This is a genomic window from Neobacillus niacini, assembly GCF_019749295.1.
GTDB lineage: Bacteria > Bacillota > Bacilli > Bacillales > Cytobacillaceae > Neobacillus > Neobacillus niacini_D.
Genome location: NZ_JACWFG010000013.1, coordinates 270,273 through 284,170, shown reverse-complemented (window position 1 = coordinate 284,170; position 13,898 = coordinate 270,273). Strand labels below are relative to the sequence as shown.

General features: G+C 38.5%; 14 protein-coding genes and 1 riboswitch. Of the genes, 9 read left to right on the top strand and 5 right to left on the bottom strand.

Translation table 11 applies throughout. The features are described from left to right. Positions 1-130 precede the first annotated feature (130 nt). Both H0184_RS19350 and H0184_RS19345 read right to left on the bottom strand, forming a co-directional pair. Complete coding sequence (locus H0184_RS19350; RefSeq protein WP_221827658.1) at positions 131-1,168, bottom strand: DUF3231 family protein; 1,038 nt, start codon at positions 1,166-1,168, stop codon at positions 131-133. A gap of 63 nt (positions 1,169-1,231) precedes the next feature. Then, on the bottom strand, positions 1,232-2,113 hold the full coding sequence (locus tag H0184_RS19345) for a DNA-3-methyladenine glycosylase 2 (RefSeq protein WP_221827713.1): 882 nt from the start codon (positions 2,111-2,113) through the stop codon (positions 1,232-1,234). A 111-nt stretch (positions 2,114-2,224) separates the two neighbouring features. On the opposite strand from H0184_RS19345, the gene H0184_RS19340 reads away from it, so the two are divergent. The 6 genes from H0184_RS19340 (at position 2,225) to H0184_RS19315 (ending at position 7,167) form a co-directional block, all read left to right on the top strand. Beyond that, positions 2,225-2,740, top strand: a complete 516-nt coding sequence (locus tag H0184_RS19340) for a methylated-DNA--[protein]-cysteine S-methyltransferase (RefSeq protein WP_313771800.1) — start codon at positions 2,225-2,227, stop codon at positions 2,738-2,740. 20 nt (positions 2,741-2,760) lie between these two features. Further along, positions 2,761-2,964, top strand: a complete 204-nt coding sequence (locus tag H0184_RS19335) for a hypothetical protein (protein WP_221827714.1) — start codon at positions 2,761-2,763, stop codon at positions 2,962-2,964. Between the two features lie 127 nt (positions 2,965-3,091). Further along, positions 3,092-3,298 (top strand): spore germination protein, encoded by a 207-nt coding sequence (locus H0184_RS19330; RefSeq protein WP_260631673.1) that lies wholly within the window; start codon positions 3,092-3,094, stop codon positions 3,296-3,298. A 102-nt stretch (positions 3,299-3,400) separates the two neighbouring features. Further along, entirely contained in the window at positions 3,401-4,909 is a 1,509-nt protein-coding gene (locus H0184_RS19325) for a spore germination protein (protein WP_260631672.1), read from the top strand. Between the two features lie 21 nt (positions 4,910-4,930). Continuing rightward, entirely contained in the window at positions 4,931-6,037 is a 1,107-nt protein-coding gene (locus H0184_RS19320; RefSeq protein WP_221827656.1) for a GerAB/ArcD/ProY family transporter, read from the top strand. 2 nt (positions 6,038-6,039) lie between these two features. Beyond that, positions 6,040-7,167: a Ger(x)C family spore germination protein gene (locus H0184_RS19315; RefSeq protein ID WP_221827655.1), complete on the top strand. Its 1,128-nt coding sequence runs from the start codon at positions 6,040-6,042 to the stop codon at positions 7,165-7,167. Between the two features lie 42 nt (positions 7,168-7,209). Here H0184_RS19315 and H0184_RS19310 read toward each other — a convergent pair whose 3' ends face one another. Both H0184_RS19310 and H0184_RS19305 read right to left on the bottom strand, forming a co-directional pair. After that, positions 7,210-8,520, bottom strand: coding sequence for a nucleobase:cation symporter-2 family protein (locus H0184_RS19310; protein ID WP_221827654.1), 1,311 nt, complete (start codon positions 8,518-8,520; stop codon positions 7,210-7,212). Continuing rightward, a complete protein-coding gene (locus H0184_RS19305; protein WP_221827653.1) occupies positions 8,520-9,113 on the bottom strand; it encodes a xanthine phosphoribosyltransferase in 594 nt (197 codons plus the stop codon). Before H0184_RS19305 ends, H0184_RS19310 begins: the two co-directional genes overlap by 1 nt. 112 nt (positions 9,114-9,225) lie before the next feature. Continuing rightward, positions 9,226-9,327: riboswitch (purine riboswitch) on the bottom strand. Positions 9,328-9,537: 210 nt separating this feature from the next. Here H0184_RS19305 and H0184_RS19300 point away from each other — a divergent pair. Further along, a complete protein-coding gene (locus H0184_RS19300; RefSeq protein ID WP_221827652.1) occupies positions 9,538-10,536 on the top strand; it encodes an NAD(P)H-dependent flavin oxidoreductase in 999 nt (332 codons plus the stop codon). A 39-nt stretch (positions 10,537-10,575) separates the two neighbouring features. Beyond that, positions 10,576-12,123: an acyl-CoA carboxylase subunit beta gene (locus H0184_RS19295; protein WP_221827651.1), complete on the top strand. Its 1,548-nt coding sequence runs from the start codon at positions 10,576-10,578 to the stop codon at positions 12,121-12,123. 19 nt (positions 12,124-12,142) lie between these two features. Here the strand turns inward: H0184_RS19295 and H0184_RS19290 are convergent, their stop codons facing one another. Further along, a complete protein-coding gene (locus H0184_RS19290) occupies positions 12,143-12,433 on the bottom strand; it encodes a hypothetical protein (RefSeq protein WP_221827650.1) in 291 nt (96 codons plus the stop codon). Between the two features lie 271 nt (positions 12,434-12,704). On the opposite strand from H0184_RS19290, the gene H0184_RS19285 reads away from it, so the two are divergent. Beyond that, a complete protein-coding gene (locus H0184_RS19285) occupies positions 12,705-13,895 on the top strand; it encodes a glycine C-acetyltransferase (protein WP_221827649.1) in 1,191 nt (396 codons plus the stop codon). Positions 13,896-13,898 lie beyond the last annotated feature (3 nt).

The window sequence follows — 13,898 nt, the reverse complement described above, 5'->3', positions numbered from 1 at the left end:
TTAATGGGACTAAACCCTTGGAAATAAAGAAAATCTCCCGCCCAAAAGCGGGAGAAGATGTTTTTTAGGAGTTTATCGTTTGTGACCATTCTTCGACATTCCGTAATTTGAATACCCATTCCTTCTTTTATTAAGATTTCATGGAATCACGGTCCACTGCTTGAGGGGGTTGTTCCATCCATCCTTCATCAATAAATATCTTGGCACCATCTTGTACATAAAGCCCTATATCCAATAAAAACTTGCTGTACATTGCACCAATATCATGCCGCCCATTAAGTGATGAAGCATTCGCATATGACCTGATTTTCATGCTGAACATATCTATTTTATGAAACATCATCAATTTATCTGAAAATGGAGCAAATGTTGAGTTTTCCACTAAGTCATCCAACAATGGATGTGCAGGTAAATCTTCATTATTTAACTGATGTCTGCATGCTTCAATATGTTTCATGGTAATATCTTTTCCGCGAAGCATAAAGTCTCTAACCTTATCCCTTTTCGCTACCTGCCCAAAGCCCATTAATAACACTTTGCTCGTGGAGTTATTCTCCATATTATCGTATAAATGAGCAATCTCCAGACCATGTAAAGGGCGGACATGCCCTAAGAAACCATTAAAATAACTTTCTTTTTGTACGAATTCTACTTTTTCAGGAATCGGAATGACGGGTGGTCTCGTCAAATACCCTTTATCTTTTAATGTATCATTAAGTGTTACTAACAAATCAGTTGTTAATTGATTACACTTTAGGATAAAATCCCTCACATCTTTTCTTAGCATTAATGGGATTGCAGTGGAATAAAGACTTAACCCTGCTTTAGCAGCGTACTTCAAGTAATGAAGATAAAATTCATCTGCAAATAATCTAGGAGCTCCTAAATTAACATCCTCTTCCGTAAATCCAATAGGTATGGGGAAGTCCTCGCTCTGAAAAATGGATTTAATGTCTTTTAAAAATTCATTACTGATATTTAATGCATTTTTCAGGATTTCTTTTATATCTTTGTCTTCCACATGCTGGAGATAATAACTAAGAACACATTTAGACATGGTATTCCCCATATAGACAGCCCAAAGTTTACCCAATTCAGCTGAGGTTAATTTTTCGACTGGTTGATTCGTAAGTTTAGAGGTAATCTTAATCGGCTTTATGGTCTTCATTAGCTAATGCTCCTTACGCACTCGTTTCTTTTAGTTTTTTCATCTAATAAAAATCTATACGCCTCAGTAAAGGAATCTCCACAAATAAAAGGTTGCGTACGATTCCCAACCATTCCAATTTACAGCTAGTTTCAAAATTTCATCTTTGTCAGGTTTTAATTCTCTACCAAGTCGTTGTTTAATCGCGTTGTGCAATCCAACATCATCAATAGGAAAGGCACAAGGATACCTCAAGCATCGCATTAACACATAATTTGCTGTCCAAGGACCAATTCCTCTTATTTTTACTAACGTTTTCTCGGCTTGCTGATGACTTCTGACAGTTACTAACAACTCCTTCGATAATGTTCCTTGGACCATAAGCCCCGCAACCCCAATAATATATTCAGCTTTCTTTTTTGTCATCCTAAGGCTTTCCAATTCCGGAGGTGATAGAGACGCTATATCCTCAGGAGATGGGAAGACCCAATAAGTAACACCGTCATGGACAACACTTCGACCGAATTTTTCAACTAGACGCCTTTTTAAGGTGTAGGCAAAAGATAGGTTGATTTGCTGACCGAGGATACCCCAGCATAGGGCTTCAAATAAATCATGAATTCCTATTATCCGCAGTCCATAAAAGGAATCAACAGCTGAAGCCAGCAGTGGATCTTCTTTTGCCATGGTATAAAAGGGACGTAGATCTCTATCAAGATCAAACCACTCTCTGACATAACAAGCAACTTTCTCACGTAACACTGGGGCAGGCTTACTTTCACCCAAAAATCGTACGTTTAAATAGTTGTCATCTACAGAACTAACCTCAAAAATTAGTGTCTCATCACCAATTTGAATGGCCTTGGTAACACGATTATTATCGATGTGGTAAAGGCACTCGTTACGACTCCTAGCTAAATAATTTATATTTTCATCAAAGTTGAACTCTTTCGGTACAAATAGCATTAATTCATCGTCGTTATCATCCGAAGTTTGAATCACCAGTAAAATCCTCCTCTTTTCAATGTCATAATAAAGTTATACCATAGAAAATAAAGAAGGATGGAGGGGTTTAAGATGACACCTATACTATATTGGACAAAGTTGGTATTTGATAAATGGAAACTATATATGGCAGCGACATCTAAGGGGCTCTGTTACGTTGGTTCGCAGGAAAAACCTTTTGAGGAATTAGAGGATTGGGTTAACAAGCATTATCCACAAAGTACATTGGTTCAGGATGATGTTTTCATGGAGCCATATGTTGCTGAATTTATTGAGTTTTTCCAAGGCGCACGCAATTCCTTTACCATTTCTCACGACTTAAAGGGGACAGCTTTCCAGACAGAGGTGTGGAACGCCCTTTGTAAAATTCCTTACGGAGATACATGGACATATTCCGATATTGCTAATACCATTCAAAGGCCGGCAGCAGTCCGTGCTGTTGGCACTGCAATTGGGGCAAATCCAGTTCTCTTAACTGTACCGTGTCATCGAGTGATTGGGAAGAACGGTAAACTCACAGGATTTCGAGGTGGATTGAATATGAAGGAGCAGCTTTTAAAAATTGAAAAAGAAAATGGACATTTGTAAAGTGAGTTAGGATTTGAACCATGAAAATAGAATTTCTTGGACATACTATTTACTATGAACTAAGAAAACGAGGTGCTTATTTCATGGAACAAATCGAAGAAGTTAGATTTTGTGAAAACTGCAGCAGAGAAACTGTACATATGGTTAGAGAAGATCCGTTAGAAATTGAATACATTTGTAAGGAATGCAACGACCATCAAGAAATGTTTAAATCGTTTTTTTAGGAATCATTTAAAATCAGTAGAGATCTGTTCAAAAGAGCCTTTACGATAAGGGCTCTTTCACTTTGTTTATGATGAACCCTAACCCCACGTGTACATAACATGATAGTAACACCAAGGAGGGGTTACTTTGGTCACAAACCATAATAATGTTTCAATCGGGACGATTTCTGGCGGCATTGTTAATTTTGGCGGTGCTGTTTACATTTCACCTATTTCCATCACCAAAACCATTGGCGGCTCAGGCGAAAGCAATACCAGCCCCGATGATGGTATGGATTTAGAAATGAATACCGAAAATGAACCAATTTTGAAATTCCCAAAGCGATGCGAATAATAGCATTGCTTTATTTTTTTGCAGAAGTGTCTCGTGGTATAAAGAGGTTTGAATGGTAAATAATACATAAGCGAATGTTTTTGATGATAGAGGGTGCTGCATTTGTTCTTTAATAAAAAGCTATTTTTACCAAAGATTAATTTACCGTCTATGGACAAGGATCTTATACCAGCTACAAGAGAATTAATGTCAGCTGAATTTAAAAAAAGACTGCAGGACAGCGCAGACATACTGGAGAGTGAAATAGGAATTTCAGGTATTACCTTATTTTCCATTAGTACCTTAATCGATAAAACGATGCTTCATCAGGATATTATTGATCCGATAAAAAACAAATCCTTCGATTCCGTTCAAAAAATTAAGGAGGATTTATCAATCGGGGAGATGGAAGAGTCAACACAAATGGAAAAGGTGGTCAATTCCGCGCTAGATGGAAATGTAATCATATATTTAGAAGGAAACTCATCTGTTCTATTAGTGAAAATACCTTCCCAAGTTGGGCGTTCTGTCACGTTTGCTCAAAATGAATCCTTGGTTATTGGTCCACAGATGGCCTTCACCGAAAGCTTAAAAACAAATCTCACTCTCATTAGAAATTATATTAAGGATATCTCCTTATGCATTGAGGAAATTAAAGTAGGAGCCCGTACTAATAAAACGGTGTCCCTTATCTACATAAACGGAATTGTATCTGAGCAAATGGTCGGCACCTTAAGAAAAAGGATTCAAGAGTTAAAAATTGATGGAATACTTGATAGTTCAATGTTAGAACAACTTCTATCAGAGAATTCGTTATCGATATTTCCCCAAACTGCGTTAACGGAACGGCCAGATCGCGTTTCAGATTCTCTGCTAAAGGGCAAATTAGCTATTTTTGTGGATGGCAGTTCATTAGCGATTGTTTGTCCTCAATCTTTTATGGAATTTTTTCACAGTATGGAGGATAGTAATGTAAATTGGCAAATTGCTACATTCTTGCGCCTATTACGATTCACCGCCTTATTTCTTTCCGTTTTTTTTACGTCAATTTATGTTGCCGCCCTTACTTTTCACTATGAAATCATCCCACAAACCTTGTTGTTTACACTTAGTGAATCAAGGGCAAAGGTGCCTTTCCCACCGTTAATTGAAGCTCTTCTTTTAGAATTTATTATCGAATTACTACGAGAGGCCGGTGCACGCCTGCCTGTAAAAGTGGGTCAAACGATGGGTATCGTTGGCGGTATCGTCATTGGAACAGCAGCGGTACAAGCTGGATTTACAAGTAACATTCTAATTATCATTATTTCTTTAGGAGCTCTAAGTTCATTTGTTACACCCAGTTATACCATGGGCAATGTCATTAGGATATTACGATTTCCTCTAATCATACTTGCGGGTTTTTGGGGTTTTTACGGAATTATGTACGGTTTTTGTTTTTTACTTCTGCACCTATTAAGACAAACAAGCCTTGGAACACCTTACCTAGCACCATTTTATCCGCCGCGTTTGGCTGATTGGAAAGACAGTATCATTCGCCTGCCATTATCATTCACCAACAAAAGACCGAACCAAACTAGAGCCGAGGACGTATACAAATATGACCCAGTAAAGGCAAAAAAACATAAATGACCTTAAGTAGCGGGTGACTGTATGAAAGTTCAATATCAACCACAACCTCAAAATAGTCTCAATACATTTATTCTATTTTTTATCATCCATTCGATACAAGTTGGAATAGGAGTACAGGGATTTCAACGGATTATTTTTTTTGAAGCGAAACAAGATGCGTGGATCTCCGTTGTTCTTGCAGGCATTTTCACACATCTTGTGGTAATGGTTATGATTAAAACGTTACAACTATATGGACCGGCAGATATTTATGGCATCCATGATGAAGTGTATGGAAAATGGATTGGAAAGTTTGTTAATTCTATATATATCATTTATTGCTTATGGGTGTTTATGACTATATTGATGAACTATATTGAGGTCATGCAAACATGGGTTTTTCAAACCGTACCCACATGGTTGTTTTCAGCCTCAATCCTATTATTAGTTATTTACGGGGTGACTGGCGGAATAAGGGTAATTGTAGGTGCCTGTTTTTTTAGCGTCATTCTGTCGGTCTGGATGTTAGGTTTAATCGGCTATCCTTTTCGTTTTCTTGACTACAGCCATCTTCTACCCGTTATGGAATCGAATATAACATCGATTCTTAAGGGGACCTATAAAATGACACTCACGATAATCGGTTTTGAAATCCTTTATGTTATTTACCCTTTCTTGAAGGAAAAGGGGAAGGTTACTAAGTTTGCTCATTTAGGAATCGCGGGAACGAATGTTTTATACCTGCTTCTTATGCTTTTAACCATTGTCTATTTTAGTCCTGGTCAATTGGAAAATACCATCTGGGCTACTCTTTCCTTATTTAAAGTAATTAAACTGCCTTTTATCGAAAGAACAGAGTATGTAGCTGTATCTTTTTGGCTGCTAATTATCCTCCCAAATCTAATGCTATATTTGTGGTCAGCTCATCAAGGAGTAAAGCGTACGTTTAAATTAAAATCGAATGGACTCGTCTGGTTTTTTTCGTTGATCATTTTTTTAGGCAGTTTGTTCATCGATACACGAATAAAAATCAACCAGTTTAACGATTTCTTTGCGAGCATTGCTTTTTATCTTACGTTTTGTTATCCATTTCTTCTTTATATTTTGGCATTGATAAAGAAGAAAATGACTACCCTTAAGGAGAAATAGAAATGAGGAAAAAAGGATGGTTATGGTGCGGTTTCTTGTCCTTTCTATTGTTGTGTGGATGTGCGGAACCAAAAGTAATTGAAGAAATCGGCCTTATTACGGCATCTGGCTACGATCCAGGGAAAAATGGCACTATTTTAGGAACGCTAGTTGAGTTAAAAATTGATCCTGTTGCAACGAATGATGTTGTTATTCTAGAGACAGAATCATCAACGATAAGGGGAATACGTAACGCTGCAAATAAAAAGACATCTAAAGGGCTGGCATCGGGTCAGCTTCGTGTCATCCTATATGGTGAAGGTATGTTTAATAAAGGAAACACAGGGATAGCCGAATCGTTATCAACCGACCCAGTCATTAGTGATTTGACCTACTTGGCAATGGCTGATGGGAAAGCTCGGGATATATTACAGTTAAAAGCGAAACAAATTCCTGATATCGGAATCCATCTCTATAACCTTATTAATCAAAACACCAAGGTAAAAATAATGCCGTCAGCCACCCTCCAGGAAGTTTTACATAATCATTTCACTGTAGGAAAAGATCCTGTCTTACCAATTCTTAAGAAAGAAGGTAATAAGGAGATTGCTTTTTCAGGAGTAGCAATTTTTAAGGGCAGTAACTTAGTTGGAAAAATAAGCACGGAACAAAGCTTTTATTTAACGCTCCTAACGGACAAATTTAAAAGTGGCAGTATCGATATCGAGATTAATAGTGATTCTTCGAAATTAGAACCTATTAACCGTCGACTTAACAAAATAGTTGCCTCTTTAGATTCAATCGGCAGCAGTAGTGATATTAAGCTAATCAACAAAGAAAAAGTGGAATTTGATCTAAATGTTAACCTTACCGCTCGGCTGCTAGAAATTACTAGTCAAATAAGTCTTGGAAATCCTGAAAATATCAAACTAATCGAGAAGGAAATTAATAAGAGCATGAAAAAAGAGATTGAGAAACTCATCGCTTATTTTCAATCTAAGGAATCAGATGTAGTTGGATTGGGGGAAGTTTACAAAAGTTCAGTGCGGCATTCAAAGCTTACGGATGAAAAATGGTACAAAATGCTTAAAGAGGCTAAAGTCAACGTAAACCTAGATTTCACTATAAGAAGAACAGGTCTTATTGAATAAAAAAGCTGCCATATTAAACTATAGGCAGCTTTTTTATATCAATTAAGCAACACTTTGACTGTTTGAATTTACGGACTGACTTTGTTTGGCCGGTCTAGCGACATTAAATACAATATTTAGGAAAATAGCCGTTAAACTTCCAGCAACAATACCATTATTGGTTAGGATTTTAACACTTTCAGGCAGCTGTGCAAAAAGGTCAGGAACAGCGGTAACACCAAGACCCATTCCTACAGAACAAGCAATAATTAACAGATTTTCCTGTGAAGCGAATTCTACTTTACTTAACATTTTAATTCCATAAGCAATAACCATTCCGAACATGGCTACCATAGCTCCGCCTAGAACAGAGGTTGGAATAACCGTTGTTAATGCACCGATTTTAGGAACGAATCCCAAGATCACTAACATTGTACCCATGGTATAGATGACGTTTTTAGTCTTAACACCTGTTAACTGCAATAACCCCACGTTTTGAGAGTAGGTAGTATAAGGGAATGCATTAAACAATGCCCCTAACATGATCGCAAGACCTTCCGCACGATAACCTTTAGCTAAATCATTTTCCTTTAACTTTCTCCCTGTGATATCACTTAGAGCAAAGTAGACACCTGTAGATTCAACTAAACTTACAATCGCAACAAGGGTCATCGTAATAATCGGTGTCCATTCAAAGGTAGGAGTACCGAAGTAAAAAGGTTTGACCATATGGAACCATGAGGCATCCCCAACTGCCGCAAAGTTCACCTTACCCATAAATGCAGCTACAATTGTTCCACCCGCAAGACCTAGAAGAATCGCAACAGAACGGATAAAACCTTTTGTGAAACGATAGAGAAGAATGATGAATAATAAAGTTCCGAAAGCTAAACTGATGTTTGATAGACTTCCAAAGTCTGGACTGCCTTGTCCGCCAGCGATATTATTCATCGCAACCGGAATAAGCGTAATACCTATAATGGTAACAACCGAGCCCGTCACAACGGGCGGGAAGAATTTAATTAACTTACTGAAGAAACTAGCAATCAAAACAACGATTAAACCAGAGACTAGAATCGAACCATAAATGGCTGAAATTCCATATTCACCGCCAATGGCAATCATTGGTCCAACCGCAGTAAACGTACATCCTAAAACAATCGGCAAGCCAATTCCAAAAAAGCGATTCTGCCAAACTTGTAATATTGTAGCAATCCCGCACATCAAAATATCAATCGAGACTAAATAGGTTAATTGTTCCCCAGTAAGATTCAAAGCTCCTCCAACGATAAGAGGAACGATGACAGCTCCTGCATACATGGCTAACACATGTTGAATTCCTAAAGATGCGATTTTAAACGGATGCTGTTTCATTAGACCAATTCCTCCATTTTCTCTGTAATAAACGTAACTTCTCCATTTGATAGAGAGGCAATTCTAGCTAATGATTCAACTCGTAATCCTTGATCTTTTAATTTTGCCGCACCAGGTTGGAAGGACTTTTCTATAACGATACCAATCCCAGCAACCGAGGCTTTTGCCTGTTGGACCATTGCCACTAAGGCGAGAGCTGCCTGACCGTTAGCTAAAAAGTCATCAATAATTAAAACTTTATCGTTTTCATCTATAAATTTTCGTGCAATCGCCAGTTCATTACTTTCGTTTTTCGTAAAAGAATGAACACTTGCTGTCAGAAGGTCATCTGTTAATGTGACTGATTTTCTTTTTCGTGCAAAAATCACTGGTACATTCATATATAATCCAGCCATCACAGCAGGGGCAATCCCTGAAGACTCAATCGTAACGATCTTCGTAATTCCTTCTGCTGAAAATCGCTGTGCAAATTCTTTTCCAAGTTCATTCATTAATTGAGGATCAATTTGGTGATTTAAAAACGAATCCACCTTTAATACATTTTCATTAAGCACTCTGCCATCCTTTTTAATCTTTTCTTCTAGTAATCTCATGTTTATCCCCCTATGAAAAAATAAAAAGCCCAAACGCCATTGCTCACATCAAATTTGAGTGAGGCAATGACATTTGGGCTTGATAACCGAAATGTATAGACGCAAAATAGCGCCGTAAGCATTACCCACTCATAGTCGGATTGTTAACGGCAATCCGGTAGAAACTTGCAGGCCATATCCCTGCGATTATATGAGTGATACCTTTTAAATTTAAATTCATTATAACATGGTGAAGAAGGAAAGCAATTGTTTTTTAAGCAAAAGACGAACGATAAGTTTTTTTCGCGATGCATCGTTCGTGTAGTGAAAACGCTTTAATATTTAATCTAAAAGGCTTCAGTCTATGATTGAATAACCATTCATTTTCAGTTACTATTAAAATAGGTAATCTATTCAGAAAATTCAAAATGAAGGAGCGAATCCAATGCAAAAATCAATTCCTGAAAATTGGTGGAATCAATTGAGACTGCCGGTAATTTCAGCACCTATGTTTTTAGTATCTGGGCCAGAACTAGTAAAAAGCTGTTGTTTAAATGGTGTAATTGGATCATTCCCAGCGCCAAATGCTAGACCGATCGAGGTTCTCGATCAATGGATGGGTCAATTAAATGAAGAATTAGCAGAGGCTAGGAATGCTGAGCCTGACCGAAAAATTGCACCATGGGCCATGAATATGGTTGTACATAGCACCTATAGTCGTCTACAGGATGAACTGGAGCTAATCAAAAAACACAAACCACAATTGGTCATTACTTCTCTAGGCAGTCCAAAACACGTAGTCGAAATAGTCCATGAATATGGCGGATTGGTCTTCTCGGATGTCAGCGATCTTAAATTTGCCCGGAAGGCTGCTGAAACAGGTGTTGACGGGTTAATTTTAGTTGCCAGCGGCGCAGGCGGACACGCAGGACAAATCAATAGTCTAGCCTTCGTGGATATGGTCCGTTCCTTCTGGGATGGAATCATTGTCCTAGCGGGAGGTATCTCAACCGGTAATGGAATCTTAGCGGCACAGGCTGCAGGTGCTGATTTAGCGTATATGGGAACTAGATTTATCGTCTCAACTGAGAGTATGGCTCATGATGATTATCGTGAAATGCTTGTAAAGTCGTCACAAGAGGATATCATCCTAACGGATGCATTTTCTGGAGTAAAGGCAAACATGCTTATACCAAGTATTGTTAAGGAAGGGCTGGATCCGGAGCAATTAGTGAAGAAGGAGAAAGTTGATTTTGATGGCCTCCAGAAAAAATCAGATGCGAAAGCTTGGCGTGATATTTGGTCCGCTGGACATGGGGTGGGAGCAATAGATAAGATTGAGTCAACTGCGGATATCATCAATACTCTAGAAGTTCAGTATCAAGAAGCGTTGAAAAAAGTTAATCAAACTTCTGCAAAATTAAGTAGATTATCCGTAAAATAATCAAAAAATGATACTGACTGGTTAGGAGGGAGAGAATGAATGGATGTATTAAAACAGATAACGGATGACCTTCAGCGAAGAAAGGAAAAAGCACTTTTGGGAGGAGGACCCGAAAGAATCGAAGCCCAGCATAAAAAAGGATCTTTAACAGCTAGGGAAAGAATAGAAAAGCTAGTTGACTCTGGTACATTTATGGAGCTGGGAATGCTAAATACTTCAGATGTTAAAGGAGTAGAAGATAAGAGTTATGGCGATGGGCTAATTGCTGGGATAGGTAAAGTAAATGGCCGGCCAGCAGTAATACGAGCTGGCGATAAAACGGTATTTGCTGGTACGGAAGGAAATGTTCATATTCGGAAATCAAAAAAGATTCACGAATTTGCTGTGAAGAATGGCTTGCCGATTATCGCCTTAAATGAAGGCGGTGGCTTGCGAATGCCAGATGGAATGGGCTCAGATGGTATTAGCGAAAAACTTTTCCCACGAGAAATGCTAACCCTTCATCGGCAAGTTCCAACCATGGCTGCGATTTTAGGTGACAGCTTTGGAGGTCCAACCTGGGAAGCAGTTTCTTCTGATTTCGTTACCCAGCTTCAAGGAACTTGTATGGCTATTGCTGGTCCCCGGATGCTTGAACTCGCCAATGGGCAAATTCTATCCCCTGAAGAGCTCGGCGGAGTGGATGTTCATCATCGATATACAGGACAAATCGATGATGATGGTGCCACCGAGGAAGAGTGCATAAATCAGTTAAAAACCTTTCTTACCTATATGCCGCAAAATGCAGATGAACGTCCAATGATGAGAGAAACACTCGATGATCCTTACCGGCAGGTTCACGAGGTTTTATCCATCCTGCCGCAGAAAAGCAACAGTGTTTACGATATGAGGAAAATTATCTCTGTGTTAGTGGATGATGGGCAAACTTATGAATATCAAAGGAAATTCGGCAAGGCATTGCTTACTACTTTCGGACATATGAATGGTCATGTGGTTGGTATTATTGCCAGTCAGCCAAACCAGTATGCTGGAGCATCGGGTCCACAGGAATGTCAAAAAGCGACTGAATTTATTTGTCTCTGTGATTCCTACCATATACCATTAATATTTCTGCATGATACACCTGGATTCAGGATCAGCAGCGAAGCAGAAAAGGCGAAGATGCCGACAAAGATAATGGTTTGGAATCAGGCGCTTGCTCTTTCAACTGTACCTAAAATTTCGGTTGTTATTCGAAAGAGTATTGGTGCTGCCTATGGGAATATGTGCGGTCCGGGGATGGGAGGCGATTTGGTTGCAGCTTGGCCAACAGCTGAAATCAACTTTACTGGACCCGAGGTTGGAATAAATGTTGTTTATGGAAGGGAACTTGCACGTGCAGAGGATCCTAAGGAAGTAAGAAAACAACTATTAGAGCACTGGTCTTTTGACAGCTCACCATATAAGGCAGCTGCCAAAAACCTAATCGATGATGTCATTCACCCAAGTGATACAAGAAAATTTCTCTGTCAATCACTAGAATACTTATTAACCAAAAAACGCGAAAAAAGTGAACGACGTCTCGCCTCATGGCCAACAGGTATCTAAGAAAAAAGAACCAACCCTATCATCGGGAAGGTTCTTTTTTCTTAGATACCATTTTAACCACTTTATAACCTGGCTTTATTTTCACACGTTTTGTTTCTCTGTCACTTTTGACTTGATACAAAGTGAATTTCTTCGGCTGATGCTCAAGCATCTCAACTTTTTGTATGTTCTCCTTTGCATAATATTTATGGATTTTACGAATTTGTTTTTCGTGTTTTTCCCCAAAAAGCCAATCATAGAGGTACATAAAAATAAAGATAAACAACCCGCCAACAATGACGGTATAGATTAGTGATGAAATAACTTCCACATTTGACATCCTTCCTGTAATCAAACAACCTTTAAGACTGTGCCTACCATTATACCTATTTTAAGGCTTTTGAAAAATAACCTGTTTTCTAATTGGATAACCTAAAAATGAAAATTTTTCATAAGAAATGTCCTCTAGGTGTGAACATTTCCAAAAAAATATGATAAAGTATAGTACAGAAACCCTTTTACAATGGTATTCAACGAACTTTCCACTGTCCGCCTGAGACGGACAATTGTTTTTCTAAAAGCGACAATAAGGAGGAATAAATATGTCCAGTACGATTTTGGAGCAATTTTTAAACGAGAACCTAGAAGATTTAAAAGGTAAAGGTCTATATAATGTCATCGATCCATTAGAGAGTCCTAATGGTCCAATGATTACGATAAATGGTAAGCAATTAGTTAATCTATCTTCTAATAACTATTTGGGATTAGCAACGGACGAACGCTTAAAGCAAGCAGCTGCTGAGGCAATTGAGACATACGGTGTTGGTGCAGGAGCCGTTCGGACCATTAATGGAACATTAAAACTTCACGTGGAACTCGAGGAGAAATTAGCAGAATTTAAACACACGGAAGCTGCAATTGCCTATCAATCTGGGTTCAATTGTAATATGGCTGCTATTTCGGCTGTTATGGATAAAAACGATGCGATTCTTTCCGATGAACTTAATCATGCTTCTATTATTGATGGCTGCCGTTTATCAAAAGCAAAGATTATTCGTGTAAACCACTCTGACATGGATGACTTGCGGGCAAAGGCGAAGGCAGCAAAGGAATCTGGTCAATACAACAAAATCATGGTTATCACCGATGGCGTTTTCTCCATGGATGGCGATATTGCATTATTACCAGAAATCGTAAAAATCGCAGAAGAATTCGATCTCATTACATATGTAGATGATGCACATGGATCAGGTGTCCTTGGTGATGGTGCTGGTACGGTTAAGCATTTCGGCTTGTCTGATAGAATCGATTTCCAAATTGGGACCCTTTCAAAAGCCATTGGAGTAGTAGGAGGCTATGTTGCAGGGAAGAAGAATTTAATTGATTGGTTAAAGGTACGCAGCCGTCCATTCCTGTTCTCAACATCACTTACACCAGCAGATGTGGCAGCAAGCAAAAAATCCATTGAAATCTTAATGGAAAGCACAGAGCTTAATAAGAAGCTTTGGGAGAATGGCGATTATCTAAAAAAAGGCTTAAAAGAATTAGGCTTTAATATCGGGAACTCTGAAACCCCAATAACGCCATGTATTATCGGAGACGAGGCATTAACACAGCAATTCAGCAAACGTTTGAATGATGAAGGAGTATATGCAAAGGCAATTGTATTCCCAACCGTTCCAAAAGGAACAGGACGTGTTCGCAATATGCCAACAGCTGCACATACGAAAGAAATGCTTGACCAGGCTATTGCTATATATGAAAAAGTTGGTAAGGAAATGAGCATTATTTAATTA

What these genes read in the sequence shown, in the direction of transcription:
- H0184_RS19350 (WP_221827658.1), bottom strand. Translation starts at nt 1,168, where the DNA reads ATGAAGACCATAAAGCCGATTAAGATTACCTCTAAACTTACGAATCAA.
- H0184_RS19345 (WP_221827713.1), bottom strand. Translation starts at nt 2,113, where the DNA reads ATGCTATTTGTACCGAAAGAGTTCAACTTTGATGAAAATATAAATTAT.
- H0184_RS19340 (WP_313771800.1), top strand. Translation starts at nt 2,225, where the DNA reads ATGACACCTATACTATATTGGACAAAGTTGGTATTTGATAAATGGAAA.
- H0184_RS19335 (WP_221827714.1), top strand. Translation starts at nt 2,761, where the DNA reads ATGAAAATAGAATTTCTTGGACATACTATTTACTATGAACTAAGAAAA.
- H0184_RS19320 (WP_221827656.1), top strand. Translation starts at nt 4,931, where the DNA reads ATGAAAGTTCAATATCAACCACAACCTCAAAATAGTCTCAATACATTT.
- H0184_RS19315 (WP_221827655.1), top strand. Translation starts at nt 6,040, where the DNA reads ATGAGGAAAAAAGGATGGTTATGGTGCGGTTTCTTGTCCTTTCTATTG.
- H0184_RS19310 (WP_221827654.1), bottom strand. Translation starts at nt 8,520, where the DNA reads ATGAAACAGCATCCGTTTAAAATCGCATCTTTAGGAATTCAACATGTG.
- H0184_RS19305 (WP_221827653.1), bottom strand. Translation starts at nt 9,113, where the DNA reads ATGAGATTACTAGAAGAAAAGATTAAAAAGGATGGCAGAGTGCTTAAT.
- H0184_RS19300 (WP_221827652.1), top strand. Translation starts at nt 9,538, where the DNA reads ATGCAAAAATCAATTCCTGAAAATTGGTGGAATCAATTGAGACTGCCG.
- H0184_RS19295 (WP_221827651.1), top strand. Translation starts at nt 10,576, where the DNA reads ATGGATGTATTAAAACAGATAACGGATGACCTTCAGCGAAGAAAGGAA.
- H0184_RS19285 (WP_221827649.1), top strand. Translation starts at nt 12,705, where the DNA reads ATGTCCAGTACGATTTTGGAGCAATTTTTAAACGAGAACCTAGAAGAT.